The sequence below is a fragment of the Terrabacter sp. 2YAF2 genome (assembly GCF_052114705.1).
Classification (GTDB): Bacteria; Actinomycetota; Actinomycetes; order Actinomycetales; family Dermatophilaceae; genus Terrabacter.
Genome location: NZ_JBFRFG010000003.1, coordinates 12,998 through 38,127, shown reverse-complemented (window position 1 = coordinate 38,127; position 25,130 = coordinate 12,998). Strand labels below are relative to the sequence as shown.

20 protein-coding genes are annotated in these 25,130 nt (G+C 70.2%); 2 read left to right on the top strand and 18 right to left on the bottom strand.

Annotation, left to right across the window (positions count from 1 at the left end; all coding sequences use genetic code 11):
* Positions 1–7: 7 nt before the first annotated feature.
* From AB4030_RS04350 to AB4030_RS04305, 10 genes are all read right to left on the bottom strand, one after another.
* Positions 8–892, bottom strand: a complete 885-nt coding sequence (locus AB4030_RS04350; protein WP_442277969.1) for a shikimate dehydrogenase — start codon at positions 890–892, stop codon at positions 8–10.
* Positions 886–2,169 carry an endolytic transglycosylase MltG gene (gene mltG / locus AB4030_RS04345; protein WP_442277968.1) on the bottom strand — a complete coding sequence of 428 codons (1,284 nt, stop codon included), beginning with the start codon at positions 2,167–2,169 and terminating at the stop codon, positions 886–888. Before mltG ends, AB4030_RS04350 begins: the two co-directional genes overlap by 7 nt.
* The gene (gene ruvX, locus AB4030_RS04340; protein WP_442277967.1) at positions 2,166–2,672 is read right to left on the bottom strand and encodes a Holliday junction resolvase RuvX; all 507 of its coding nucleotides are present in this window, start codon (positions 2,670–2,672) and stop codon (positions 2,166–2,168) included. The genes mltG and ruvX overlap by 4 nt, the downstream gene beginning before the upstream one ends.
* Before the next feature lie 2 nt (positions 2,673–2,674).
* Positions 2,675–5,347 carry an alanine--tRNA ligase gene (alaS, locus tag AB4030_RS04335; protein ID WP_442277966.1) on the bottom strand — a complete coding sequence of 891 codons (2,673 nt, stop codon included), beginning with the start codon at positions 5,345–5,347 and terminating at the stop codon, positions 2,675–2,677.
* 370 nt (positions 5,348–5,717) lie between these two features.
* The gene (locus AB4030_RS04330) at positions 5,718–6,764 is read right to left on the bottom strand and encodes an ABC transporter ATP-binding protein (protein ID WP_442277965.1); all 1,047 of its coding nucleotides are present in this window, start codon (positions 6,762–6,764) and stop codon (positions 5,718–5,720) included.
* Positions 6,761–7,831: an ABC transporter ATP-binding protein gene (locus AB4030_RS04325; protein ID WP_442277964.1), complete on the bottom strand. Its 1,071-nt coding sequence runs from the start codon at positions 7,829–7,831 to the stop codon at positions 6,761–6,763. The genes AB4030_RS04330 and AB4030_RS04325 overlap by 4 nt, the downstream gene beginning before the upstream one ends.
* Positions 7,828–8,814 (bottom strand): ABC transporter permease, encoded by a 987-nt coding sequence (locus tag AB4030_RS04320; protein WP_442277963.1) that lies wholly within the window; start codon positions 8,812–8,814, stop codon positions 7,828–7,830. The genes AB4030_RS04325 and AB4030_RS04320 overlap by 4 nt, the downstream gene beginning before the upstream one ends.
* A 115-nt stretch (positions 8,815–8,929) precedes the next feature.
* The gene (locus tag AB4030_RS04315; RefSeq protein WP_442277962.1) at positions 8,930–10,681 is read right to left on the bottom strand and encodes an ABC transporter substrate-binding protein; all 1,752 of its coding nucleotides are present in this window, start codon (positions 10,679–10,681) and stop codon (positions 8,930–8,932) included.
* 94 nt (positions 10,682–10,775) lie between these two features.
* Positions 10,776–11,729, bottom strand: coding sequence for an ABC transporter permease (locus AB4030_RS04310; protein WP_442277961.1), 954 nt, complete (start codon positions 11,727–11,729; stop codon positions 10,776–10,778).
* A gap of 346 nt (positions 11,730–12,075) precedes the next feature.
* On the bottom strand, positions 12,076–13,476 hold the full coding sequence (locus AB4030_RS04305) for a replication-associated recombination protein A (protein WP_442277960.1): 1,401 nt from the start codon (positions 13,474–13,476) through the stop codon (positions 12,076–12,078).
* A gap of 20 nt (positions 13,477–13,496) precedes the next feature.
* On the opposite strand from AB4030_RS04305, the gene AB4030_RS04300 reads away from it, so the two are divergent.
* Positions 13,497–15,692 (top strand): MMPL family transporter, encoded by a 2,196-nt coding sequence (locus tag AB4030_RS04300; RefSeq protein ID WP_442277959.1) that lies wholly within the window; start codon positions 13,497–13,499, stop codon positions 15,690–15,692.
* The gene (locus AB4030_RS04295; protein ID WP_442277958.1) at positions 15,689–16,453 is read left to right on the top strand and encodes a GNAT family N-acetyltransferase; all 765 of its coding nucleotides are present in this window, start codon (positions 15,689–15,691) and stop codon (positions 16,451–16,453) included. Before AB4030_RS04300 ends, AB4030_RS04295 begins: the two co-directional genes overlap by 4 nt.
* 23 nt (positions 16,454–16,476) lie before the next feature.
* Here AB4030_RS04295 and AB4030_RS04290 read toward each other — a convergent pair whose 3' ends face one another.
* From AB4030_RS04290 to AB4030_RS04255, 8 genes are all read right to left on the bottom strand, one after another.
* Positions 16,477–16,911 carry a VOC family protein gene (locus AB4030_RS04290; protein ID WP_442277957.1) on the bottom strand — a complete coding sequence of 145 codons (435 nt, stop codon included), beginning with the start codon at positions 16,909–16,911 and terminating at the stop codon, positions 16,477–16,479.
* Between the two features lie 9 nt (positions 16,912–16,920).
* Entirely contained in the window at positions 16,921–17,373 is a 453-nt protein-coding gene (locus tag AB4030_RS04285; protein WP_442277956.1) for a helix-turn-helix transcriptional regulator, read from the bottom strand.
* Positions 17,374–17,656: 283 nt separating this feature from the next.
* The gene (gene aspS, locus AB4030_RS04280; RefSeq protein WP_442277955.1) at positions 17,657–19,486 is read right to left on the bottom strand and encodes an aspartate--tRNA ligase; all 1,830 of its coding nucleotides are present in this window, start codon (positions 19,484–19,486) and stop codon (positions 17,657–17,659) included.
* Between the two features lie 206 nt (positions 19,487–19,692).
* The gene (locus AB4030_RS04275; protein WP_442277954.1) at positions 19,693–21,540 is read right to left on the bottom strand and encodes a M64 family metallopeptidase; all 1,848 of its coding nucleotides are present in this window, start codon (positions 21,538–21,540) and stop codon (positions 19,693–19,695) included.
* A 5-nt stretch (positions 21,541–21,545) separates the two neighbouring features.
* Positions 21,546–21,977, bottom strand: a complete 432-nt coding sequence (locus AB4030_RS04270) for a hypothetical protein (protein WP_442277953.1) — start codon at positions 21,975–21,977, stop codon at positions 21,546–21,548.
* A gap of 288 nt (positions 21,978–22,265) precedes the next feature.
* On the bottom strand, positions 22,266–22,697 hold the full coding sequence (locus AB4030_RS04265; RefSeq protein ID WP_442277952.1) for a YchJ family protein: 432 nt from the start codon (positions 22,695–22,697) through the stop codon (positions 22,266–22,268).
* A complete protein-coding gene (locus AB4030_RS04260; RefSeq protein WP_442277951.1) occupies positions 22,694–23,368 on the bottom strand; it encodes an NUDIX domain-containing protein in 675 nt (224 codons plus the stop codon). Before AB4030_RS04260 ends, AB4030_RS04265 begins: the two co-directional genes overlap by 4 nt.
* 7 nt (positions 23,369–23,375) lie before the next feature.
* Positions 23,376–25,130, bottom strand: a complete 1,755-nt coding sequence (locus tag AB4030_RS04255) for a CTP synthase (protein ID WP_442277950.1) — start codon at positions 25,128–25,130, stop codon at positions 23,376–23,378.

Here is a 25,130-nt window from a genome sequence, read left to right as displayed (position 1 = left end):
GGCGCGATCACCGGTCGTCGGAGGTGTCGTGGCCCGACGCCTGGCCCGCCTGGAGGGCGGCCCGCAGGGCCTGCGACATCGCCTCGAGCGGAGCCGGCTGACCGGTCATGAGGCGCACCTGCTCGGCTGCCTGGTGCAGGAGCATGTCGGTGCCCTCCGCCACGCTCCAGCCGCACTCACGGGCAGCCCGCTGCAGTGGCGTCACCCCTGACCCGTAGACCACGTCGAGGACGACGGGTCGACGCACGCGACCCGCTGCGCCGGGAAGGGTGTCCAGCCCCGGCACCGACGCGGGCGGCACCGTGCTGATGACCGCATCGACATCGGCCGCCGCGGACCAGTCCCCCATGCCGACGACGTGCACGGCCGCACCGACGGCCTCGACCTGCGCGAGCGTCTCGGGACGGACCCCCTCGCGGACCATGAACACGATCGTGGTGTGCGGTCCGGTCAGGGCCGCGACCGCAGAGCGGGCGGTGGCGCCGGAACCGACGACGAGCACGCTCGCGGGGTCGGCGCAACCGGCCAGCCGAAAGGCCATCGTGATGCCGTGGACGTCGGTGTTGTGCGCGGTCCAGCCGGCTGCGGCGTCGACGTCGCGGACGAGCGTGTTGGCGGCGCCCGTCGCCGCGGCGATGTCGCTCACCGTGCCCGCAGCCCGCAGCCCGACCTCCTTGAGCGGCATCGTCAGCGACAGTCCGACCCACGTCTCGTCGAGTCCTGCGAAGGCGTCGGCGAACCCGGCCTCGTCGACCTCACGCCGGTCGTAGGACCAGTCACCCAGGCCGAGGGCCGCATGGGCCGCACGGTGCAGCACGGGCGAGAGCGAGTGCCTGATCGGACTGCCCCACACCGCACAGTGCCGGGCGCCGCCGCGCCCCTCGCTCAGCACTTGCCCTTGTTGTCGGTGCACCACTTCTGGAACTGCGCGACGTTGGCCTGGTGCGCCTCGTAGGTCGCGGCGAACTTCGTCTCACCGGTGTCGAGGTTGACGGTCACGAAGTAGAGCCACGGGCCGGCCACCGGCTTGGCGGCCGCGCGCAGCGCGCTCTCGCCCGGGTTGGAGATGGGGCCGGGCGGCAGTCCGGGGAAACGGCGCGTGTTGTACGGGCTCTTGCTGTCGAGCATGGCCTGGGTCGGCACGCCACGCTTCCTGAAGATGTAGTTGACCGTCGAGTCGAACCCGAGCGACATCTTGGCCGCGAGTCGGTTCTCGACGACGCGGGCGACCTTCGAGCGGTCGGCCTCGATCTTGGCCTCCCCCTCGACGAGGCTCGCGACCGTGACGACGCGCTCCATGCGGTCGGGTGAGATCCCGAGCGCCTCGAGCCGCTTCGTCGACTCGGCGACCATCTGCTTGAGCTGGTCGAGGGCCGTCGACGTGGAGCCGAACTCGTAGCTGGCCGGGAAGAGGTAACCCTCGATCTTGCCCTTGGCGGACGGCGGCAGCCCGAGCTGGTCGACCTGCTTGGCCGCCTGGACGTACTCGGAGACAGGGATCCCGGAGGCCGCCGACAGCTTGGCGTAGATCTCACTCGCCCAGAGACCCTCGGGGATGACGACGCGGGTGACCAGGCGGTTCTTGGGGTCGACGAGGAGCGCCAGGGCGTCGGACGCCTTCATCTGCTTCTTCATCGTGTAGATGCCCGGCTGGATGCCCGCACTCCTGGGGTCGTTGCCCGCAGCGTCGACGAACGCCTTGCTCGACTTGACGACGTCCTTGTCGGCGAGAGCCTGGGCGATCGCCGTGCCGTTGGATCCCGCGTCGATGGTCACGCGGACCTCTCCGGTGCCGGGGCCCGGGTAGTCGTTGGACGCGAGGAACCCCTCGACGACGGGGCGCAGGACCTTGTACGCGACGCCGACACCGCCGCCGATGACGGCGAGGGCGAGGACGATGACCACGAGACGGCGCAGGACTGAGGGTCGGCCGCGCGGCACGTCAGCGGATGCCGCTCGTCCGGCACGACGGCCCTTGCGGCGGCGGCCCGCGAGCTCCTGCGCACGGAGGTCACGCCGGCTCGAGGGAGGGGCTGCAGCCGTGCCGACGGCTGGGTCGTGCGTCTCGACGGAGGCCGCGTCGTCGACACCGTCGACACCGTGGTCGAGGTCCTCGTGGTCGAGGTCCTCGTGGTCGCCGAAGATGGATGCTTCGAGATGGTCCTTCATCGACGACGTTCCTTCTTCCGTTTGCCCCCTGGCGTGACGGTCTCTCCGGGCGGACGGCCCGACAGCGACTCCGTGTCGAGAGCCGACTGCAGGATGAGCACCGCGGCAGCCTGGTCGACGACGGCCCGTTGCCCTCGGCCCGGGACGCCGCTGTCGCGTAGTCTGCGGTGCGCGTCCACGGTGGTCAAGCGTTCATCGACCATCCGCACTCCTACCGTACCCAGTCGCGCCGCGAGACGACCGGCGTAGTCGCGTGCGGCACGCGCAGCCTCACCCTCCTCGCCGGACAGCAGGCGCGGCAACCCCACGACGACCTCGATCGCGGCGAGCTCGTCCACGAGCGCGACGATCGCCTCGACGTCGCTGTCGGCCTCGAGGTCACGGGGCAGGGTGCGCACCGGGTGGGCGAAGACCCCTGAGGCGTCCGACGCCGCGACGCCGACGCGGGCGTTGCCCACGTCGACGCCGACGCGTGCCCCGGTTCGGGAGCGAGGATCGGTCAAGGTCAGGCGCCCCGGCTGTGCAGCTGGTTCTCGACGGTGCCGAGCGCCGACGAGACGCGCGTCGGGTCGGTGCCGCCGCCCTGGGCCAGGTCGTCCTTGCCGCCGCCCCCACCGCCGAGTGCCTGGGCCGCGACCTTGACGAACGCGCCGGCCTTGAGACCGGCCTCCCTCGCCCGCTCGTTCGTCGCGACGATCACGACCGGACGCCCGCCCGCGACGGACGCCATCGAGACGAGGACCGGCCGGTCGTTGCCGAGGCGGCCACGGACGTCGGTGACGAGCTTGCGCAGGTCGTCGCCCGTCACACCGTCGCCCGCGTCGTGGCTGACGAAGGTCACGCCGTTGATGTCTCGCGCCGACTGGACGAGACCGGCAGCGGCGCCGAGCACCTGGCTCTGACGCACCGCCGCGATCTCCTTCTCCGCGTCGCGGAGACGACCGAGGATCGTCGCGATGCGGTCGGGCAGCTCGTCGCGGCGCACCCCGAGGGTGTCGGTCAGCTGGCTGACGATGGTGGCCTCGCGCGCGAGGTGGGAGTACGCGTCGGCGCCCACGAGCGCCTCGACGCGCCGCACGCCCGAGCCGATCGAGCTCTCGCCGAGCAGCTTGACGACGCCGATCTGCCCGACGCGGGGCGTGTGGGTGCCGACGCACAGCTCCCGCGACCACTCACCGATGGAGACGACGCGCACGCGCTCGCCGTACTTCTCGCCGAAGAGCGCCATGGCGCCGAGCTTCTTGGCAGCGTCGATGTTCATGATGTCGGCGGTCACCGGCAGGTCGTCGAGGAGCACGGCGTTGATCCGGCCCTCGATCTCGCCCATCGCCGCGGCCGGGACGGCCTGCAGCGACTTGAAGTCGAAGCGGAGCCGGCCGGGCGAGTTCTCCGAACCCGCCTGGGTCGCGGTGTCGCCGAGCTCGTCGCGCAGGGCCTGGTGGACCATGTGGGTCGCCGTGTGGGCGCGCGAGATGGACCGGCGGCGCGCGACGTCGACCTCGGCCTCGGCGTCGTCACCGACGCCCGCCTCGCCCTCGAGCACCGTGGCGCGGTGCACGACGAGGCCGGTGATGGGCCGCTGGACGTCGGTGACCTCGATCAGTGCCCCGTTCGCGAGGCGGATGCGCCCGTGGTCGGCCTGCTGGCCGCCGGACTCCGCGTAGAGCGGCGTGCGGTCGAGGACGATCTCGATCTCGTCGCCGGGCCCCACGCGGTCGACGACGACGCCGTCCCGGATCAGTCCGCGGATGCGGGTGTCGGTCTCGATCTGGTCGTAGCCGGTGAACTCGACATCGCGACCCAGGGTGTCGGACAGCTGCCGGTAGACGCTCGTGTCACCGTGCGCCGACCTCTTCGCCCGGGCGTCGGCCTTGGCGCGGTCGCGCTGCTCGCCCATGAGCCGGCGGAACCCGGACTCGTCGACCTGAAGGCCCTGCTCCGCCGCCATCTCGAGGGTCAGGTCGATCGGGAAGCCGTAGGTGTCGTGCAGGGCGAACGCCTCGGCCCCGCCGAGCGTCGTCGCACCGGACGACTTGGCCCGCGCGACCGCGGTGTCGAGGATCGTGGTGCCCGAGCTGAGCGTGCGCCGGAACGCCTCCTCCTCGGCATACGCGACCTGGCTGATCCGGCTGAAGTCGGTCTCGAGCTCGGGGTAGGACGCCTTCATCCGCTCCATGCTGACCGGCAGCAGGTGGTCGAGGGTGGGCGCGTCGACGCCGAGCAGGCGCATCGAGCGCACCGCGCGTCGCAGGAGGCGGCGCAGCACGTAGCCACGGCCCTCGTTGCCCGGCGTGACCCCGTCGCCGATGAGCATGAGCGAGGAGCGGACGTGGTCGGCGACCACCCGGAAGCGGACGTCGTCCTCGTGGTCGGAGCCGTAGCGTCGACCACTCAGGTCCTCTGCGGCCGCGATGACCGGGAAGACCTCGTCGGTCTCGTAGATGTTGTCGACGCCCTGGAGCAGGAACGCGACGCGCTCGAGTCCCATGCCGGTGTCGATGTTGCGCTTGGGCAGGTCTCCGACGATGTCGAAGTCCTCCTTGGACCGGACGTTCTCGAGCTCGTACTGCATGAAGACGAGGTTCCAAAACTCGAGGTAGCGGTCACCCGCCTCCCAGTCGCCGTCGGCGCCGAACTCGCGGCCACGGTCGAGCAGGATCTCGGAGCAGGGGCCGCCGGGGCCGGCGACGCCCATGTTCCAGTAGTTGTCCTTGCGCCCGAGCCGGACGATGCGGTCGTCGGACAGGCCCGCGACCTTCTTCCAGATCGCGATCGCCTCGTCGTCCTCGTGGTAGACGGACGCGTACAGGTCCTTCTCGTCGAAGCCGAGTCCGCCCTCGGACTGGCTGCGCGTGATGAGCTCCCAGGCGAGCTGGATGGCGCCTTCCTTGAAGTAGTCGCCGAAGCTGAAGTTGCCGTTCATCTGGAAGAACGTGCCGTGGCGGGTCGTCTTGCCGACCTCCTCGATGTCGAGGGTCCGCACGCACTTCTGCACGCTCGTGGCGCGCGAGAACTGCGGGGTCTCCTGACCGAGGAAGTACGGCTTGAACGGGACCATGCCGGCGTTGACGAACAGCAGGTTCGGGTCCTCGTGCACGAGCGGCGCGCTCGGCACGACGGTGTGGCCGCGGCTGCCGAAGTAGGAGAGCCAGCGACGCCTGATCTCAGCGGTTTCCATGATGTGTCCTTGGGGTCGACGGGTGTGGTCTGCGGGAGCCCGTCCCAGGTGCGGCTTTGCGCGGGCGGACGGGCAGGCGGGGCGGGGTCAGCCCAGCGCCTCAGTGGGCGCGGCTGACCCCCGGGGAGCTCGCCTCGCCGGCTGCAGGCCGACACGGGTCGGCCTGGGTCCCTTCTGGGCCACGTTCATCGTCCTTCGGTCGTCGGCGCACGCTCGCGCCGAGGTTCTTCAACCCTAACGGACCGCGTGAACCTCGTCCCAACGCCAGACCGCTCACCCGCGTATGCCGTAGGGCCGGCTCCCGTGCGGGAGCCGGCCCTACGGCATACGTCGTCTGGCTACGACGACCGTCGGCGACGTGCTGTCGCTGTCAGGCCGGGACCTCGGCGACGAGGTCGGTCTTGACCTCCGGGAAGTGGCAGGCCTGCAGGTGCACGCCGCCCTCGCGGAAGGTCCTGGTCGCCACGTCGGCGGTGGCGGAGACGAGCGCCGGTTCCTGGGTGGCGCAGATGTCCTGCGCCTTCCAGCACCGGGTGCGGAAGCGGCAGCCGCTCGGCGGGTCGATCGGGCTCGGCACGTCGCCGACGAGGCGGATGCGCTCCTTGGGGGCGATGCCGCGAGCGACGTTGATGTCGGGCGCCGCCGAGAGCAGGGCCTGCGTGTACGGGTGCTCAGGGGCCTCGTAGATCTTCTTCTTGTCGCCGTACTCGACAATCTTGCCGAGGTACATGACCGCGACCTGGTCGCAGAAGTGGCGCACGACGCCGAGGTCGTGGGCGACGAAGACGAAGGCGAGGTCGAGCTCGTTGCGCAGCTTGGCGAGGAGGTTCATCACCTGCGCCTGGATGGAGACATCGAGGGCCGAGACCGGCTCGTCCGCCACGATGAGCTTCGGCTCCACGGCGAGCGCTCGGGCGATGCCGATGCGCTGGCGCTGCCCACCCGAGAACTCCGACGGGTAGCGGTTGATGTGCTCCGGGTTGAGGCCCACGAGCTCGAGCAGCTCCTGCACCCGGGCCTTCTCCTTGCCCTTGTGCAGGCCGTGCACGCGCAGCGGCGTGCTCAGGATCGAGCCCACCGTGTGGCGCGGGTTGAGGGAGGAGTACGGGTCCTGGAAGATCATCTGCACGTCACGACGGATGCCGCGCAGCTCGTGCTCCTTCAGGTGCGAGATGTCGCGACCCTCGAACTCGATGGTGCCACCGGTGGGCTCGTCGAGACGCGTCACCAGCCGGGACGTCGTCGACTTGCCGCACCCCGACTCCCCGACGAGGCCGAGCGTCTGGCCCTGCTTGATGCTGAAGCTGATGCCGTCGACGGCCTTGACCGTCGCCCGGACCATCCTGAGGCCCTGGACCTCGCGGAAGGGGAAGTGGCGCTGGAGGTCGGTGACCTTGAGCAGCGTCTGGTCGCTCATCGGACTCCCTCGTCGTTCTGCAGCGTGGCCACGGGATCGGTCAGGTGGCAACGGAGCTCGCGGTTGACCAGCCCCGGGGTCGGCCGCCACTCGGGCAGCTCGGTGAAGCAACGGTCGCCCTCGACCTGCGTCTTGAACTCGCACCGGGGGTTGAACGAGCAGCCCGAGGGCAGGTTGAGCAGGCTGGGCGGCGTGCCCTTGATGGCCTTGAGCTCGGCGAGGTCCTCGCTGTGCGAGGGCATCGACTGGAGCAGGCCGTAGGTGTAGGGCATCGACGGCTGGGCGAGCACGCTCTTGGCGTCGCCCTTCTCGACCCCGCGACCGGCATACATCACGAGGATGTCATCGGCGGTCTCGGCCACGACCGCGAGGTCGTGCGTGATGAGGATGACCGCGGACCCGAACTCCTTCTGGAGGTCGTTGACGAGGTCGAGGATCTGCGCCTGCACGGTGACGTCGAGCGCGGTCGTCGGCTCGTCGGCGATGAGCAGCTTGGGGTTGTTGACCAGGCCGAGGGCGATCATGGCGCGCTGGCGCATACCGCCCGAGAACTCGTGCGGGTACTGGCTGGCCCGGCGCTTCGGGTTGGGGATGCCGACGAGGTCGAGCATCTCGACGGCCCGCTTGAGCGCGACCTGCTTGCTCACCTGGTGGTGGGCGCGGTAGGCCTCCGCGATCTGGTTGCCGACCTTGTGGAACGGGTGCAGCGAGCTCTGCGGGTCCTGGAAGACCATGGCCGCCTTGGTGCTGCGGATCTTCTGGAAGGTGGCCGCGGGGGCGCCGACGAGCTCCAGCCCGTCGAGCTTGATGCTGCCGGTGATCTGCGTCCGCTTCGGGTTGTGCAGCCCGAGCACAGCCATGCTGCTCACGGACTTGCCGGAGCCGGACTCACCGACGATGGCCAGGGTGCGCCCGAGGCGGGCCTGGTAGCTCAGGTTGGAGACGGCCCGGACGACGCCCTCCTCCGTCGGGAAGGCCACCGACAGGTCGCTGACCTCGAGGACGACGTCGCCCGGGTCGCGAGCCTCGGCGCCCTGGGTGGAGACGGTGCTGGCGGTGACGGTCACGAAAGCCTCACTCGCGGGTCGATGAAGGAGTATGCGATGTCGACGACGAGGTTCATGATGACCACGACCACGGCGCCGATGAGAACCGTCCCCATGATGACCGGGAGGTCGTCGGCCCGGAGCGCGGCGAGACCACGGCGGCCGATCCCGTCGACACCGAAGATCTGCTCGGTGATCAGCGTGCCGGTCAGCAGCGCGGCGATGTCGAGGCCCAGGATCGTCGCGATCGGGCTCATCGCGGCGCGGAAGCCGTGCTTGAACAGGACGGTGCGCTCACTGATGCCCTTGGACCGGGCGGTACGGATGTAGTCCATCGACAGCGTCTCGATCATCGAGTTGCGCGTGTAGCGCACGTACGAGGCGGACGTCACGAAGCCGAGGATCAGGGCCGGCGCGAGCATCCCCATGAAGTAGGGGCCCACCCCCGCCGACATCGCCGAGTACTGCGGCAGGACGTTCCACAGGATGACCGGGTAGAGCGCGACGAGAAGCGCGAGGACGTAGTACGGGATGGCGCCGAGCACCTGCGAGGCGCCGACGACGGAGCGGTCCGTCGAGGAGCCACGCCGCACGGCGGCGAAGATCCCGACCGTCACCCCGATGATGACAAAGACGACCGCGGCCATCAGCGCGAGGACCACGGTGTTCGGGAAGCGTGAGAAGAGCTCGTCGTTGACGGAACGACGAGTCACGAAGGAGAACCCCAGGCAGGGCGCGTTGCACTGGACCGTGTCGCCCGCATAGACGAACTCGCGCCCGACGAACAGGCCCTTGAAGTAGTCGAAGAACTGCTGCGTCAGCGGCTTGTCGAGCCCGAGGCTCGCCGTGATGGCCGCGAGCCGGTCCGCGTTGCAGTGGCTTTCGGGGCACATGGCCAGCGCCGGGTCGGACGGGCCTGCGAAGAAGATCAGGAACGTCGAGACGAGGGTGGCCAGGATGACGCTCAGGGCGAGAGCCAACCGCCTGAGGATGTAGGTGAGCACGGTTTGCCTTCCAAACGGGGTGGGCGCCGGTGGTGGGCGGCCCGGGAGTCCCGGGCCACCCACCACGGCTGTCGATCAGATCCTGCCCTCCGGGAGGAGGGCTGTCACTGCCGAGTTACTGGTCGAGCCAGACGTCGTTGAGGTCGGGCATGCCCTTGTTCGGGTTGTTGTGGACGTTGTGGACCTTCGTGCCGAAGACCGAGTTGCCCTTGTCGTTGTTGTCGGGGATGGCCAGGAGGTAGGTCTCCGTGAGCCACTTGTCCATCTTGCCCCACTCCGGCCCCTGATCGGTGATCGAGAGCTGCTGGATGCGCTTGATCTCGGCGTCGATCTTGGCGTCGGAGAAGTTGCCGAAGGTCGTGCCGCCCTGCGACAGCGCGATGGTGCCGAAGGTGGGCGGGATGATGGAGTCGGCGGACGGCCAGTCGAAGCACCACCCACGCGGCGACTGGAGCATGTTGTACTTGCCGTTGGGCTTGCCGATGAGCTTGCGGCGCTCCTTGTTCGGCACACCGAGGTCCGTGACCTTGAAGCCGGCCTTCTCGAGCGCCTGCTTGCGGACCTGGTTCACCTTCTGCGCGGTGTCGTCGTCGTTCGTGTAGTAGTAGGTGAGCTCGAAGGGCTTGCTCGCGCCGTAGCCGGCGTCGGCCAGCATCTTCTTGGCCATCTCCGGGTTGCCGTCGCCCTGGCCGTTCATCTTGACGCCGGGAGCGGCCTCGGCCGTGTAGTCGAGGTGGCCGGGGATCTGCGGCGGGATGATCGTGCTGGCGGGCGAGAACGAGTGCGTCGTCTCACCGCCGGCCTTGTGGATGGAGTCGAACGGCCACGCCACGGCGATCGCCTTGCGGATCGGCAGCGGGATCTTGGTCGCGTCGAGGTTGACCATGAGCACGCACGAGGACGGGCCCTCCTCGAACTGGGCCTTCTTCTCGCCCTCGATCTGCGGGATGAGCGAGGAGTCGATCGGGTCCCAGTTGAGGCTCGTGGCGTCGTCGCCGTTGGAGGCGAGGATGGCCGTCTGCGTCTTGATGGTGTCGACGCCCCACTTGAAGTGGAAGCCGTCCGGGTAGTTGTGGCGCGCCGGGTCCGTAGCCGGGTCCCAGTTGGGGTTGCGCTTGAGGACGAGCTCGGTGCCGGGGGTGTACTTGTCGAACATGTACGGGCCGGTGGCGAGCGGGTGCAGCTGGTAGTCGGCCTTCTTGTCCTTCGCCTCGGGGATCGGCGTGAACTGGTTGAAGGAGACGAAGTAGGGCAGCGTCTCGAAGCGCTTCTCGAGGTGGAAGACGACGGTCTTGTCGTCGGGGGCCTCGACACCCTTCCAGTTCTTGTCACCCTTGTAGGGGCCCTGGTAGTCGGCGCCACCCTTGAAGAACTCACGCTGGTACGTCGGGCCGTTCGCGGCGAGGTCGGGGTCGAACGAGCGCTTGGCGGCGAAGACGATGTCCGCGGCCTTGACCGGGGTGCCGTCCTCGTACTTGATCCCGTCCTTGAGCGTGAAGGTCCACGTCAGGCCGTCCGAGGAGGCCTTGCCGAGGTCGGTCGCGAGGTCCGGGACGAGCACCTGCTTGCCGTCGCGCGAGACGTACGTCGTCAGGGCCCGGTGCGTCAGCGAGAAGATGACGGCCGTGTCCTGGTAGAACTGGTCGCTCGGGTCCATGTTGGCCGGCGTCGAGGTGTAGGGCACCGTGAGGATGCCACCCTTCTTCGCACCGGGGATCTCCGGGGCGGGGCCCTTGGCGTTCGGGTCGAGGGCCGCACCGGCCGTGTCGACCTTGCCGCCGTTGCCGTTGGCGCCACCGGACGTGCCGTTGTTGGCGGCCGGTGCACCACAGGCCGCGACGAAGCCGAGGGAAGCCGCGGCTCCCACGGTCAGGACTTTGGTCCAGCGCATATGTTGTTTGCTCCCTTGTGCTTGTCCCGACGTTTTGCCGGGAACATCTGGTGACCGCGACCCGGTGGGGTCAGCGGCGGCTGGTGGGGTCGAACGCGTCGCGGATCGAGTCGCCGAGCAGGCTGAGGGCCAGCACGAGCAGCGACAGGCCGATGACCGAGGGCCAGAGCCACAGCGGATACGTCGAGAAGAGGTTCTGCGCGTCGGCGATGGTGCGGCCCCAGGAGGCCGTCGGCTCGACCAAACCGGCGCCGAGGTAGCTCAGCGTGGCCTCGTAGGTGATGTAGGCGGGAACCGCGATCGAGGCGGAAACGATGATCGGGCCGACGAGGTTGGGCAGGATCTCCCGGAAGAGGATCGAGCGGGTCGGGACGCCGATGGCGCGTGCGGCCTGGACGAACTCCCGCTCGCGCAGGCTCTTGACCTCACCGCGCACTAGGCGCGCCAGGCCCATCCAGCCGAAGACGAAGAGGATGACGATGAGCACGATGAACCGGATGCGTGACGTCTCGTCGGCAGTGAGGTCGCCGCCAACCGCCAGGCTCTTCTCCATGATCGGGACGATGGCGAGCACGAGCAGCAGGATGGGCAGCGACAGGAAGAAGTCGATGACCCACGAGACGATCTTGTCTGCGACGCCACCGAGGTAACCGGCGACGAGACCGAGGGTCACGCCGATGATCGTCGAGGCGGCCGCAGCCATGAAGCCGATGATGAGCGAGGGACGGGCGCCGATGGCCCAGCGCGCGAAGAGGTCGCGTCCCAGGCGCGGCTCGACCCCGAGCCAGTGCGACGCGCTCATGCCCACCGTCGGCAGCCCGTTGAGGTCGACGAGCTCGGTGTGCGTCGTGTACGGGTCGGCCTTGGCGCCCGTGATCGGGTCGACCGCCTGGAGGGAGTAGAGGAACGGCGCGAAGATCGCCACCAGGATGAAGAAGAGGATGATCGCGAAGCAGATGATGGCGACCTTGTCCTTCTTGAGCCGGGCCCAGGCCACCTGACCGGGCGAGCGTCCGGTGCGCACATCCACGTGCTTACGAACTGGCGTCGAAGGCTCCCCCTCGGATTCCTCGGTCAGCACTGCGGCTGAGGGCTCCGGCATAGCGTTCAACGCGTTGTCTCCATCCTTGTGAGATCACATCCGACCCGGGGTTGCGTCACCGGGACATCCTCGGGGGCCGCACCAGATGATCCGGGTGCAGCCCTGCCGGGACGACGTGAGCCTGCCACACGGATCCGCGCTGTCCAAGCATCGAGACGTGCATGGATGACAAATCGTTACCGACCGCTCGCGACGCCGCACAACGTCCGTCCATGCTTGACAAGCCCGCAACAATCCCCGGCCCTACGCCCGCGAGCGCCTTGCCCCGTCAAGGCCGGGGCGTGCGTCCCAGCCGTCCGGCGAGCCACTCCCAGCGTGCTCGGAGACGTTCCTCGAAGCCGCGGTTCGTCGGCCGGTAGTAGCTGACGGCGTCGTGCAGGTCGTCCGGCAGGTACTGCTGCGCGGCGACCCCGTCGGGCTCGTCGTGGGCGTAGACGTAGCCCTTGCCGTGGCCGAGGCGCTCGGCCCCGGCGTAACCGCTACCCCGCAGGTGGGCCGGGACGACGCCGCCGCGACCTGCGCGGACGTCGGCGATCGCCTCGTTGATCCCCAGGTATGCCGCGTTGGACTTGGGTGCCATGGCGTTGTGCACGACCGCCTGCGCAAGGATGATCCGCGCCTCCGGCATGCCGATCTGGGCGACGGCGTGCATCGCGGCCACCGCCGTCTGCAGCGCCGTGGGGTCGCCCATCCCGACGTCCTCGCTCGCGGAGATGACGATGCGGCGCGCGATGAAGCGAGGGTCCTCCCCCGCCTCGAGCATTCTGGCGAGGTAGTGCAGGGCGGCGTCGACGTCGCTGCCGCGCATCGACTTGATGAGCGCACTCGCGACGTCGTAGTGCTGGTCGCCGGCGCGGTCGTAGCGGACGGCGGCCTGGGCCACGGCCTGCTCGACGTGGGCCAGCGTGATCTCGACGGGGTCGTCGGAGAGACGTCCCGCGGGCTGGGCGTCGAGCGCGACACCCGCGGCGGCCTCGAGCGAGGTCAGGGCGCGCCGGGCGTCACCACCGGCGATGCGGACGAGGTGCTCGGTGGCGTCGGCGGCCAGGGTGTGCTCGCCGTCGAAGCCCCGTTCGTCCGTGAGGGCGGCGGCCAGCAGCTCGCCGATCTCGTTGTCGGACAAGGACTCCAGTGTGACGAGCACCGAGCGCGAGAGCAGGGGGGAGATGATGCTGAAGGACGGGTTCTCGGTCGTGGCCGCGACGAGGATGACGGTCCGGTTCTCGACGCCCGGGAGCAGGGCGTCCTGCTGGGCCTTGGTGAACCGGTGGATCTCGTCGAGGAAGAGCACGGTCTGGCGCGAGTAGAGGTCGCGCTCACGGACGGCCGAGTCCATCACCGAGCGGACGTCCTTGACCCCAGCCGTGACGGCGGACAGCTCGACGAAACGACGTTCCGCGGCTGTCGCGACGAGGTGGGCGAGCGTCGTCTTGCCGGTGCCGGGCGGTCCCCAGAGGATGGCGGACAGGGGGCCGGCCGCGCCGCCCGATCCCTCGATGAGGCGCCGCAACGGGCTCCCGGGTCGCAGCACCTTCGCCTGCCCACGCACCTCGTCGAGGGAACGCGGGCGCATGCGAACGGCGAGCGGGGCGACTCCGGCCGAGGCCGGCTGTTCACCGCGGTCGGCTGCGGAGGCAGCACCGAAGAGGTCCTCCGTACTGTTCGACATCACTGTGGAAGGCTATCCGCGTGCATAACCCATCACCCGCGGGCCCTGCGCCGCGTACCCGTCTGGCCCGGCTCGGCGGTCTCATCGCGCGCCACCCTCGCCGCTGGGTGGCGGCCTGGGCCGTCGTCGCGATCGCCTGCTTCGCCGTCGCGGTCGGCGGGGTCACCGGCGAGTCCCTCTTCGAGCGACTGCACTCCGGCGCCCCGACCGTCGAGTCGGAGTCCTCGCGCGCCCAGGACGTCATCGCCCAGAGTCAGCCCGCGCTCGAGACGCTGACGATGCAGGTGACCGGTGCCGACCTGACGGATACGGCGGCGGTGGACAAGGGCGCGGCGGCGACACGCGAGATCGCCCGCGTGCCGGGAGTCAAGAACGTGCGGTCACCACTGCTGTCGCCGCGTGGTCTCTCGGACCCTTCGGTCGCGCCGCTCCTCAAGGGTGGGAGCCCGGCCGCGGGAGGGTTCGTCACGGTCGTCGACTTCGAGCCCGGTCTCTCCAAGGCCGCCCAGACCGACGCCGAGTCGCAGGCCGAGCAGCGGATGCTCGCGGTCCCCTCGGCCATGGGCGCCCAGGGCTCGGTCGGCAGCTCGAGCAAGGTGGTCAAGGCGATCACGAGCACCGTCGAACGGGACCTGCTGCGCGGTGAGGGCATCGCCCTGCCGCTCACCTTTCTCGTGATGTTCTTCGTCTTCGGCGGCTTCGTCGCGGCGGGTATGCCGATCGTCGGGGCGGTCGTGGCCATCGGCGGAGCCCTGCTGTCGCTCTTCGGTTTCTCTCACGCGGTCGAGCTCGACGCGACCGTCGTCAACATCGTGACCCTGCTCGGCCTGGGGCTCTCGATCGACTACGGCCTGCTCACGGTGAGCCGGTTCCGCGAGGAGCTCGGCCACCGGCAGCACCGGGTGCCCACCCGCGAGGAGATCGCCCACGCCGCCGAGCGGACCGTGGCCACGGCGGGCCGCACCGTCCTCTTCTCCGGGCTCACGGTCGCGATCGCCCTCGGTGGCCTGCTCGTCTTCCAGGCCTCCATCATGCGTGCCATCGGCGTGGCCGGAGTCAGCGTCGTCCTCGTCGCGATGGTCGTCGCCATCACCCTCGTGCCGGCCCTCTGCGTCATCGGCGCAAAACGGTTGTCCCGCAAGGCGGTCGAGCAAACCGCTGACGTCGGCCTGTTCTCCAGCCTTGCCGCCGGGGTGCAGCGCCGGCCGGTATCCGTCATCCTCGCGGTCGTGGCCGTGCTCGTGACGCTGGCCCTGCCGACCCTGTCGATGAAGCTGACGTCCTCGGGCACCGAGCTGCTCCCGAAGGACGCGCCGCAGCGCGTCTTCTTCGAGCAGCTCGCGCGGGACTACCCCGCGCTCTCCGCCCCCGAGGTGACCGTCGTCGCCGGCTCGGCGGACACTGCCGCCGTCACCGCGTGGGCCCAGCAGTTCCGAAACCGCCCGGGGGTCGAGGGAATCGACGTCCAGCCCCTCGGCGCCGACCACCAGCGGGCCAACATCCGCGTCGCCGGAGGACCGACCTCGGACGAGGCCCAGGACCTCGTGACGGCGATCCGCGCCACGAACGCGCCCTTCGAGACCCTGACCACCGGGCAGGCGGCGGGCCAGATCGACTTCCTCGACTCCATGTCGGCCCGGGCGCCGTATGCCGTGGCCCTCGTCGTGCTCGGCACGTTCGTCCTGCTCTTCCTGATGACCGGCTCGGTCATCCTGCCGGTCAAGGCCCTGCTGCTCAACGTGATCTCTCTCGGGGCCGCCCTCGGCGTCGTCGTGTGGATCTTCCAGGACGGCCATCTCCAGGGGCTGCTGGGGTTCACGTCGGTCGGGGCCGTCGAGTCGCTCGTCCCCTTCCTCGTGCTGGCCTTCGGTTTCGGCCTGTCGATGGACTACGAGGTCTTCCTGCTCTCGCGGATCGTCGAGTTCCACCGGCACGGCGCCGAGAGCGACCGCGCGGTCTCCCTCGGCCTCCAGCGCACGGGTCGCATCATCACCTCGGCGGCTCTGCTCATCATCATCGTCTTCGCGGGTTTCGTCGCCGGCGACATCCTCATCATCAAGGAGATGGGCCTGGCGCTCGTGGCCGCCGTCGCCATCGACGCGACGCTGGTCCGCATGCTGCTGGTCCCGGCGACGATGACCGTGCTCGGTCGCTGGAACTGGTGGGCGCCGGCGCCGCTGCGGCGCCTCCACGACCGGTTCGGGATCACCGAGTGACGCAGGTCGTCACCGGGCACGGACTCGACGACCTGCTGACGGCCACCGGCCGGCACCCCTTCGTCCGGTGTGAGGTGACCGACGACCTCGCCGCGACGTGGTGGAGCTCGTCCGACGCCGTCGCGTTCCAGCGCACCCGCAAGGCGGTGCGCCGCACCGTCAACGTCCTCGGTGGCGACGACGGGGTCACGGAGCTGCTCGACCACCTGCCGGAGATCGCGGCGATCGTCTCCCCCGGGCGCCGGGCGTTCTCGGTCAGCGTGCCCCAGCACCTGGAGCCCCGGCTGCGGGAGCGCTACCGCGTGCTGGACGGCGGCGACTGGGAGTGGTTCCACACCACCACGGCCCCAGCCCGGCACCCTTCGCACGAAAGGGTGCTCGCCCTCGACGACGTCGCCCGCGCCACCGAGGTGCGGGCGTTCCTCGAGGCGCGCTCCCCCACGGCCGACACCGAGCCGGGACAGGGCGAGCGCTGGTTCGCCGTCGAGGACCCAGACGGCTCGCTGTCCGCCGTCGCCGCCTGGGGCACCACCCGCGGCGGCGCGCCGCACCTGTCGTCGGTCGCCGTCGACACCCGGCTGCGCGGACAGGGGCTCGGCCGCACGATCGTCGGCGCCGTCACGCGGCGCGCGGTCGCCGAGGCCGGGGTCTGCACCCTCGGGATGTACTCGCACAACGAGGTGGCCCGCAGCCTCTACCTTTCGCTGGGCTATGACCGGCTCTGCGCGTGGTCGAGCCGCCCGGTCGTCATCGACCTCTGACCGGCACCGCCTGACGGGGCCTCTCAGGCGAAGTCCGCTGCCACGACCGTCCGGTCGGCCTCCTGCACCAGGACCACCCAGTTACCCGAGTTGTCGCGGCATACGGCCTCGGTGCCGTAGGGCCTGGCCGAGGGGGGCTGGAGGAACTCGACGCCCTTCGCGGTCAGCTCGGCATACGTCTTCTCGCAGTCGTCGACGGAGAGCCCGAGACCGTTGAGGCCGCCGGCGTCGAGGGCCCGGCGCATCGCGGTGACGAGCTCGTCCGGGAACGGCGGCCCGGGGATCGCGAGGCTGACCTGGAGCTCGGGCTGGTTGGGGTGGACGACGGTGCACCAGCGGTAGCCGTCGCCGAGGGTGATGTCGTCCTTCTCCTCGAACCCGAGGACGTCGACGTAGAAGCGCTTCGACTCGTCGACGTCCTTGACGAAGACGCTGACGATGGAGATGTTCGTGATCATGGGTCCACGCTAGGGCGCGTCCCGGTCGGGCCGCTTCTCCTCCGTTGCGGAGCGCTCGGCCAGACCCCACATGAAGAGGACGCAACCTGGGATGTGCGGCGCACCCGTTTCGGCGTACCGGGCCTGGAAGCTGCTCGGGCTCTCCCCGACGACCGCACGGAAGCGGCTGCTGAACGACCCGAGGCTCGTGAAGCCGACCGCATGACAGACCTCGGTGACGGTGAGATTGGTCGAGCGCAACAGGTCCTGCGCCCGCTCGATCCGCCGCATCGACACGTACTCGACGGGCGTGACCCCGTACGTCGCCCGGAAGAGGCGCAGGAAGTGGAACTTCGACAGCCGGGCCTCGGCGGCGAGCGCCTCGAGGTCGAGCGGCTGGGCGAAGTCACGGTCTGCGACGTCGCGGGCACGGCGCAGGTGGACGAGCACGTCGTCCGGTGCGCGCACGCTTCGCTCCGCCACGACCCCATCCTGCCCGAGCGGTCCCCGTCGTGGACCGGTCACCAGCGTGCGTATGCCGTCCGCCCGGCTCGCGCACCCGGCATACCTTCCCCGCCCCGGCGGACTTGTGACGGTCCCGCGGCCTGCCCGAACCCGCCACATCCCCGCCCCGGCGGACTTGTGACGGTCCCGCGGCCTGCCCGAACCGCCACATCCCCGCCCCGGCGGAGTTGTGGTGGCGCGGTTCGGCGTGGTTCGGCTGCGCGTCACCGGACCCGAGACACGGCTTGACGAGCCTTCGGGCTCAGCTCTGCTTCGGGCTGACCTCGGGTGCGCCCTGTGGGGCGGGGGCCGACCCGGCCGGCTTCGCGTCGACGCCGGCCTCCTTGCGCTGCTCGGGCGTGATCGGCGCCGGAGCGGCGGTCAGCGGGTCGTAGCCGCCACCGGACTTCGGGAACGCGATGACGTCGCGGATCGAGTCGGTGTGCGCGAGGAGAGAGACGATGCGGTCCCAGCCGAAGGCGATGCCGCCGTGCGGCGGGGCGCCGAAGGCGAAGGCCTCGAGGAGGAAGCCGAACTTCTCCTGGGCCTCCTCCTGCGAGATCCCCATGACCCGGAAGACCCGCTCCTGCACGTCGCGGCGGTGGATTCGGATCGAGCCGCCGCCGATCTCGTTGCCGTTGCAGACGATGTCGTACGCGTACGCGAGCGCCGAGCCGGGGTCGCTGTCGAAGGTGTCCTCGAACTCCTTCTTCGGTGACGTGAAGGCGTGGTGCACGGCGGTCCAGGCGCTGTAGCCGAGGGCGACGTCGCCCGAGGCCGTCGCGTCGGCGGCCGGCTCGAAGAGCGGCGCGTCGAGGACCCAGAGGAAGCTCCACGCGTCCTCGTCGATGAGACCGCAGCGCTTGCCGATCTCGAGGCGGGCAGCGCCGAGCAGCGCCCGGGACGCCTTGGCGGCACCGGCGGCGAAGAAGATGCAGTCGCCGGGCTTCGCGCCGACGTGTGCGGCGAGGCCGGCCCGCTCGGCGTCGGTGAGGTTCTTGGCGACCGGGCCGCCGAGCTCACCGTCCTCCTGGACGAGGACGTAGGCGAGGCCGCGGGCGCCGCGCTGCTTGGCCCACTCCTGCCAGGCGTCGAGCTGCTTGCGGGGTTGGCTCGCGCCGCCGGGCATGACGACCGCGCCGACGTAGTCGGACTGGAAGACGCGGAAGGTGGTGTCCTTGAAGAAGTCGGTGCACTCGACGAGCTCGTTGCCGAAGCGCAGGTCGGGCTTGTCGGAGCCGTAGCGGGCCATCGCGTCGGCGTAGGTCATCCGCGGGAACGGCGCCTCGAGCTCGACACCGATGAGGCGCCACAACGCGGCGATGATCGCCTCGCCGAGCTCCATGACGTCGTCCTGGTCGACGAAGCTCATCTCGACGTCGAGCTGCGTGAACTCCGGCTGGCGGTCGGCGCGGAAGTCCTCGTCGCGGTAGCAGCGGGCGATCTGGTAGTAGCGCTCCATGCCGGCCACCATGAGCAGCTGCTTGAACAGCTGCGGGCTCTGCGGCAGGGCGTACCACGACCCGGGCGCCAGGCGCGCCGGCACGAGGAAGTCGCGGGCGCCCTCCGGGGTCGAGCGGGTCAGCGTCGGCGTCTCGATCTCGACGAAGTCGCGGGCGCCGAGGACCTCTCGGGCCGCGGCGTTGACGCGCGAGCGCAGTCGGATCGCGGCACCGGCCGAGCTCGCCCCGGGACGACGCAGGTCGAGGTAGCGGTGCTTGAGGCGGGCTTCCTCGCCGACGGTGACCCGCTCGTCGATCTGGAAGGGCAGCGGCGCCGCGGGGTTGAGGACCTCGAGGTCGCTGACGATGACCTCGATCTCGCCGGTCGGCAGGTCCGGGTTGGCGTTGCCCTCGGGGCGCTCGCGCACCTCGCCGGTGACCTTGACGCAGAATTCGTTGCGCACGTCGTGGGCGCCACCCTGGGCGAGCACCTCGTCGCGCGCGACGACCTGGGCGACACCCGAGGCGTCGCGCAGGTCGAGGAAGGCGACCCCGCCGTGGTCTCGACGCCGCGCCACCCAACCGGTGAGGGTGACGGTCTGGCCTGCGTGGTCGGCACGGAGAGTGCCGGCCTCGTGAGTGCGGAGCACGGAGGGTCCTTCCGGGACAGGGTTCGGGCGGCACGGCGGCCACCACCAGGGCTGAGCAGTGGACGAGCACGGCACCCGCGCCGCAGGGCGGCGGCGAGCACCGAGGACCAATCCTAGACCGGTTGCGCCCCTCGGCCCTTCGCCCTGCGCACTCCACCCCACAGCCAGACCTCGACGGCGGCCGAGGTCTCGCTGTCCCTCCGTGATCAGAGGCTGCGGTCCTCGTGGTGCCAACCACTCTCGAAGTTGAACCACAACGCGTGGATGTGACCGTCACCCGTSCGGAAAAGGTTGTGCTGCTCSGCCAGGTTTCGGGCTTCGTGCGTGAACGTGTAGCCGAATGGGTCACCGACCGAGGCCGGGGCCCCCAGCATCGCCGTGCGGTCCTCGTGGTGCCAACCACTCTCGAAGTTGAACCACAACGCGTGGATGTGACCGTCACCCGTCCGGAARAGGTTGTGCTGCTCCGCGAGGTTCCGGGCTTCGTGCGTGAACGTGTAGCCGAACGGGTCACTCACCGCCGGAGGCGCCCCGAGCATCGCCGTGCGATCCTCATGGTGCCAACCACTCTCGAAGTTGAACCACAACGCGTGGATGTGACCGTCGCCAGTGCGGAAGAGGTTGTGCTGCTCCGCCAGGTTGCGCCCCTCGTGCGTGAACGTGTAGCCGAACGGGTCACCGACCGAGGCCGGGGCCCCCAGCATCGCCGTGCGATCCTCATGGTGCCAACCACTCTCGAAGTTGAACCACAACGCGTGGATGTGACCATCACCCGTGCGGAACAGGTTGTGCTGCTCCGCCAGGTTGCGCCCCTCGTGCGTGAAGGTGTAGCCGAACGGGTCACCGACCGAGGCCGGGGCCCCCAGCATCGCCGTGCGATCCTCATGGTGCCAACCACTCTCGAAGTTGAACCACAACGCGTGGGTGTGACCGTCGCCCGTCCGGAAAAGGTTGTGCTGCTCCGCGAGGTTCCGCCTCTCGTGCGTGAAGGTGTAGCCGATCGGGTCACTCACCGCCGGAGGTGCCCCGAGCATCGCCGTGCGATCCTCATGGTGCCAACCACTCTCGAAGTTGAACCACAACGCGTGGATGTGACCATCACCCGTGCGGAACAGGTTGTGCTGCTCCGCCAGGTTGCGCGCCTCGTGCGTGAACGCGTACGCCGTCGGGTCCGCGACCGCCGGTGGGGCCGTCATCAACGGTCCGATGCGGTTGCGGATGACCTGCCGGCAGACGGCGCAGAACGGGACGCTGAGCGCGCGCATCTTGCAGTTGTACTCGGGCCTGAAGGCTCCGCAGTGGAAGTAGTGCGACCCCTCGAAGAGGCCGACGGTCCCCGAGGGCACGGGGCTCGGGCGGGAGTCGACCGTGCTGCAGTCGGGGTTGCTCATCGTCGGGAGCGCGGTCGTCGCAGCCACGGCCCAGCCCCACTTCAGGGTGGCCCGGTCCGTGTTGATCGTGACGTTGGGCTCCGTGGGTTCGGTCGCGGGGTGGTGGTCGTGACCGGTCTCGGCGCCACCGGCGTAGTAGGGGTACTCGTCGGCCAGCCCGTATGCGGTGTGGCCGATCTCGTGGATCGCGATCTCCGTCGCCCCACCCGCGAGCGAGTAGGTGCCGACGGAGCCACCGCTGCCGCCGTAGATGGTCGAGTTCACCACCACGATGGCCACCGAGAACTCGGGGACCTGCGCAGCCGCTGTGACGAGCACCGTCGTGTTGTTGCAGATCAACAGCCGGCGGATGCCGTTGCCGCCGAAGCTGGAGTCGAAGTAGGTCCGTGCCGTGGCGCCGGTCCCGCCGCCGCTGACCGGGTCGTCGGCACCCGAGTCGGTGGAGGCGACGTTGACACGCCAGATGTTGATGGCCGGCACGAGCGCGTCGTAGGGCGGTGTCGCGAGCAGGGCCGTCACGAAGGCGGCGCACGCGTTGTTGAAGTCGGTCTGCTGGGCGGCGGTGAACCCGTCGGCCAGCAGCACGATCGAGAAGGCCCGGTTGCGCGGGGCGGCGCCGGAGATCTGGGTGGCGCCCTGGACGGTCCCGTCTGAGGTCGTCATGATCGTCACCGCTTCCCGTGGAGCGGGAAGCTGCCGAGCTCGAGGTCGTCCGCCCCGACCCCCTGGCCCGGCGCGAGGTCGCGGTCGGTGCGAGCCCTGCCCGCCCTCATGACCGCCACGCGCACGGCCTCGTCGTCGGCGGGGACCACGACGGTGAACGCGCCCTGCGCCGCAGCGTCGACGCGGGTGATCGCCTCCTCGTGGTCCTCGGGGAAGACCTCCGCACTCTGCTGGAAGGCGCCGCGGACCGGCACCCTGGCCAGCACGGTCCCGGCGACGCTCCTGCTCTCGACGAAGTGGTCGGCCGGCTCTTCGGTCGGAGCGGGGCGCGGGATGTCGACGTCGACCGGGGTCTGCGAGATGAGTCGCACCGTGTCCCCGTCGTACTCGAAGATCAGGCGCACAGCCCCTGATGTGGTGGGCGGCTGCTCGGTCATCGCATTCTCCTTTGAGGTGCAAAGCGCAGGTGGTGTCCTGAGGCCCGCCGGCTCGGCGGTGCACAGGATCAGGACCGCGAACCGGCGCCGTGATACACCCGCGGCGCTGCCCCCTGGCAGAGCCCCCCGCGTCGACTCTCCGCTCGCGCGACCGCCCCGTCAACAGCCCCAGCGCCGGTTGATCTCGACAGCCGACCCAGCCCGCTCCGTGGACCGCCCGTGGACCGCCCGTGGACCACCCCTGGGCCGCCCGTGCTGCGGCTCGTGACGCAGGTGGAGGCGCTGGCCTCAGCCGGGTTGCCCGTCGACGTAGAGCCAGCGCCCGGCGCCACGCTCGAAGCGGCTCACCTCGTGCAGCGTGCCGCGGTCGGACCCGGTGCGAGACGTCCCCTGCGACCAGCGCGCGACGAACTCGACCACGCCGGTTGGCTCGCCGCCGGCCCCGGCCCGGGTGCGCAGCACAGTCAGGCCGACCCACCGGGTGGCCGGGTCGAGGTCGATCCGGTCCGGCCGGGTGCGCGGATGCCACGTGCGCAGGAGGTAGGCGTCATCGCCCACCGCGAAGGCGGAGTAGCGCGAGCGCATCAGCTCCTCCGCCGTGGTCGCCCAGCGTTCGCCGGCGTGGAGCGGCCCGCAGCAAGCGGCATACGCCAGCGTGTCAGGGCCGCCGCCACAGGGACAGGGACGGAGCAGCGCGCCGCCGAACGCTCCCCCGCTCACGACCGGGCGCGTTGCGCTTCTCGGGCCGGCCACGGGGCGTCGTGCGGCCGCAGCGTCGACCAGCCGCGGCCGCGGGACAGGCCCGCGGAGAGCAGCCCGACGAGTGTGGCGGAGTTGCTGATGCGGCCTGCGAGAGCAGCGTCGACGGCGTCGTCGAGTGACACCCACAGCGGTCGCAGGCTCAGCTCCTCCGCCGTGCGCTGGTGCGCGTCGGCAGCCGCCACCTCCTGAAGGCGGCGGGCCAGGAAGATCCGCACCGTCTCGGGGAACGCGCCGGGTGACGTGATGTCGTCGGCCAGCACGTGCCACTCGCCGGCCGTCAGGTCGACCTCCTCGGCGAGCTCGCGCGCGGCGGCCTCCCACGGCGGCTCGCCGTCGACGTCGAGCAGGCCCGCGGGCAGCTCCCACACGTGACCCCCGGTCGCGTGTCGGTACTGCCGGATCATGAGCACCTGGTCGACGCCGCCCCGCTCACGCAGGGCGAGCACGGCGACAGCCCCGGGATGCGTCACGAAGTCGCGCGTCACGACGCCACCCGCACCGAGGTCGACGCGCTCGCGCACGACGTCGAAGATGATCCCCTCGAACGGCGTCGTCGACTCGAGGACGGGCTCGGCGGTCCACTCCTCGACGAGGTCGGCTCCCGTGCCGCTCGGTGCGTCCAGGCTCACCGGCGGTTCAGCCGGCGTCCGAGGAGGCGCCCGCCGCGGACACCGAGGCGTACTCGTCCGTGTCGCGCTCCGCCCGGCCCGCGTCGGCAGCGGCGCGGTGGCGCTCGACCTCCACGAGCCGCTCACTGCGCTGACGCTCGAGGGCGGCGCCGACGAGACCCGCGAAGAGCGGGTGCGCACGGTTGGGGCGCGACAGGAACTCCGGGTGCGCCTGCGTCGACACGTAGTACGGGTGAACCTCACGCGGCAGCTCGACGAACTCGACGAGCATGCCGTCGGGCGACGTGCCGGAGAAGACGAGGCCCGCCTTCTCGAGGTCGTCGCGGTAGGAGTTGTTCACCTCGTAGCGGTGGCGGTGGCGCTCCTGGACCTCGGCCTGGCCGTAGGCGGCGCGGGTGACGCTGCCCTCCTTGAGCGCGGCGGGGTAGGAGCCGAGACGCATCGTGCCGCCGAGGTCGCCGGCGCCCTCGACGAACGCCTTCTGCTCCTCCATGGTCGCGATGACCGGGTGGGCCGTCTCGGGGTCGAACTCCGTCGAGCTCGCGTCCTCGTTGCCGAGGACCGTGCGGGCGTACTCGATGACCATGCACTGCAGCCCGAGACAGATGCCGAGGGTGGGCACCTGCTTCTCGCGCGCCCACGTCAGCGCGCCGAGCTTGCCCTCGATGCCGCGCACGCCGAAGCCGCCCGGGACCAGGACGGCGTCGACACCGCCGAGAGCCCGCTGGGCACCGGCCGGGGTCTGGCACTCGTCGCTGGCGACCCAGCGGATGCTGACCTTCGCGTCGTGGTGGAAACCACCGGCGCGCAGCGCCTCGGTGACCGAGAGGTAGGCGTCGGGCAGGTCGATATACTTGCCGACGAGGGCGATCTCGATGGCGTGCTCCGGGTCGTGCACGCGCTGGAGCAGCTGGTCCCACTCGGTCCAGTCGACGTCGCGGAAGCCCAGGCCGAGACGCCGGATGACGTACGCGTCGAGCCCCTCGCGGTGCAGCACCTTGGGGATGTCGTAGATGCTCGGCGCGTCGACGCACGCGGCGACCGCCGTGACGTCGACGTCGCACATGAGCGAGATCTTGCGCTTGATCGGGTCGGGGATGTCACGGTCGGCCCGCAGCACGAGCCCGTCGGGCTGGATGCCGACCTGCCGCAGCGCGGCGACGGAGTGCTGGGTCGGCTTCGTCTTGAGCTCGCCGCTGGGCGCGAGGTAGGGCACGAGCGAGACGTGGAGGAAGAAGCTGTTGTCGCGGCCGATGAGGTGGCGCACCTGGCGCGCCGCCTCGAGGAAGGGCAGCGACTCGATGTCGCCGACCGTGCCACCGATCTCGGTGATGATGACGTCCGGAGCGTCCGGACCTCCGGTGGCGAGGGCGCGCATGCGGGCGACGATCTCGTTGGTGATGTGCGGGATGACCTGGACGGTGTCGCCGAGGTACTCGCCGCGACGCTCCTTGGCGATGACGTGGTTGTAGACCTGTCCGGTCGTCACGTTGGCGCTGCCGACGAGGTTGACGTCGAGGAAGCGTTCGTAGTGACCGATGTCGAGGTCGGTCTCCGCCCCGTCGTCGGTCACGAAGACCTCGCCGTGCTGGAACGGGTTCATCGTCCCGGGATCGACGTTGATGTAGGGGTCGAGCTTCTGCATCGTGACCCGTAGGCCCCGCGATCTGAGAAGTCGTCCGAGGCTCGAGGCTGTCAGGCCCTTGCCGAGAGAGGAGGCAACGCCCCCGGTCACAAAGATGTGCTTCGTCGTTTCCACCAC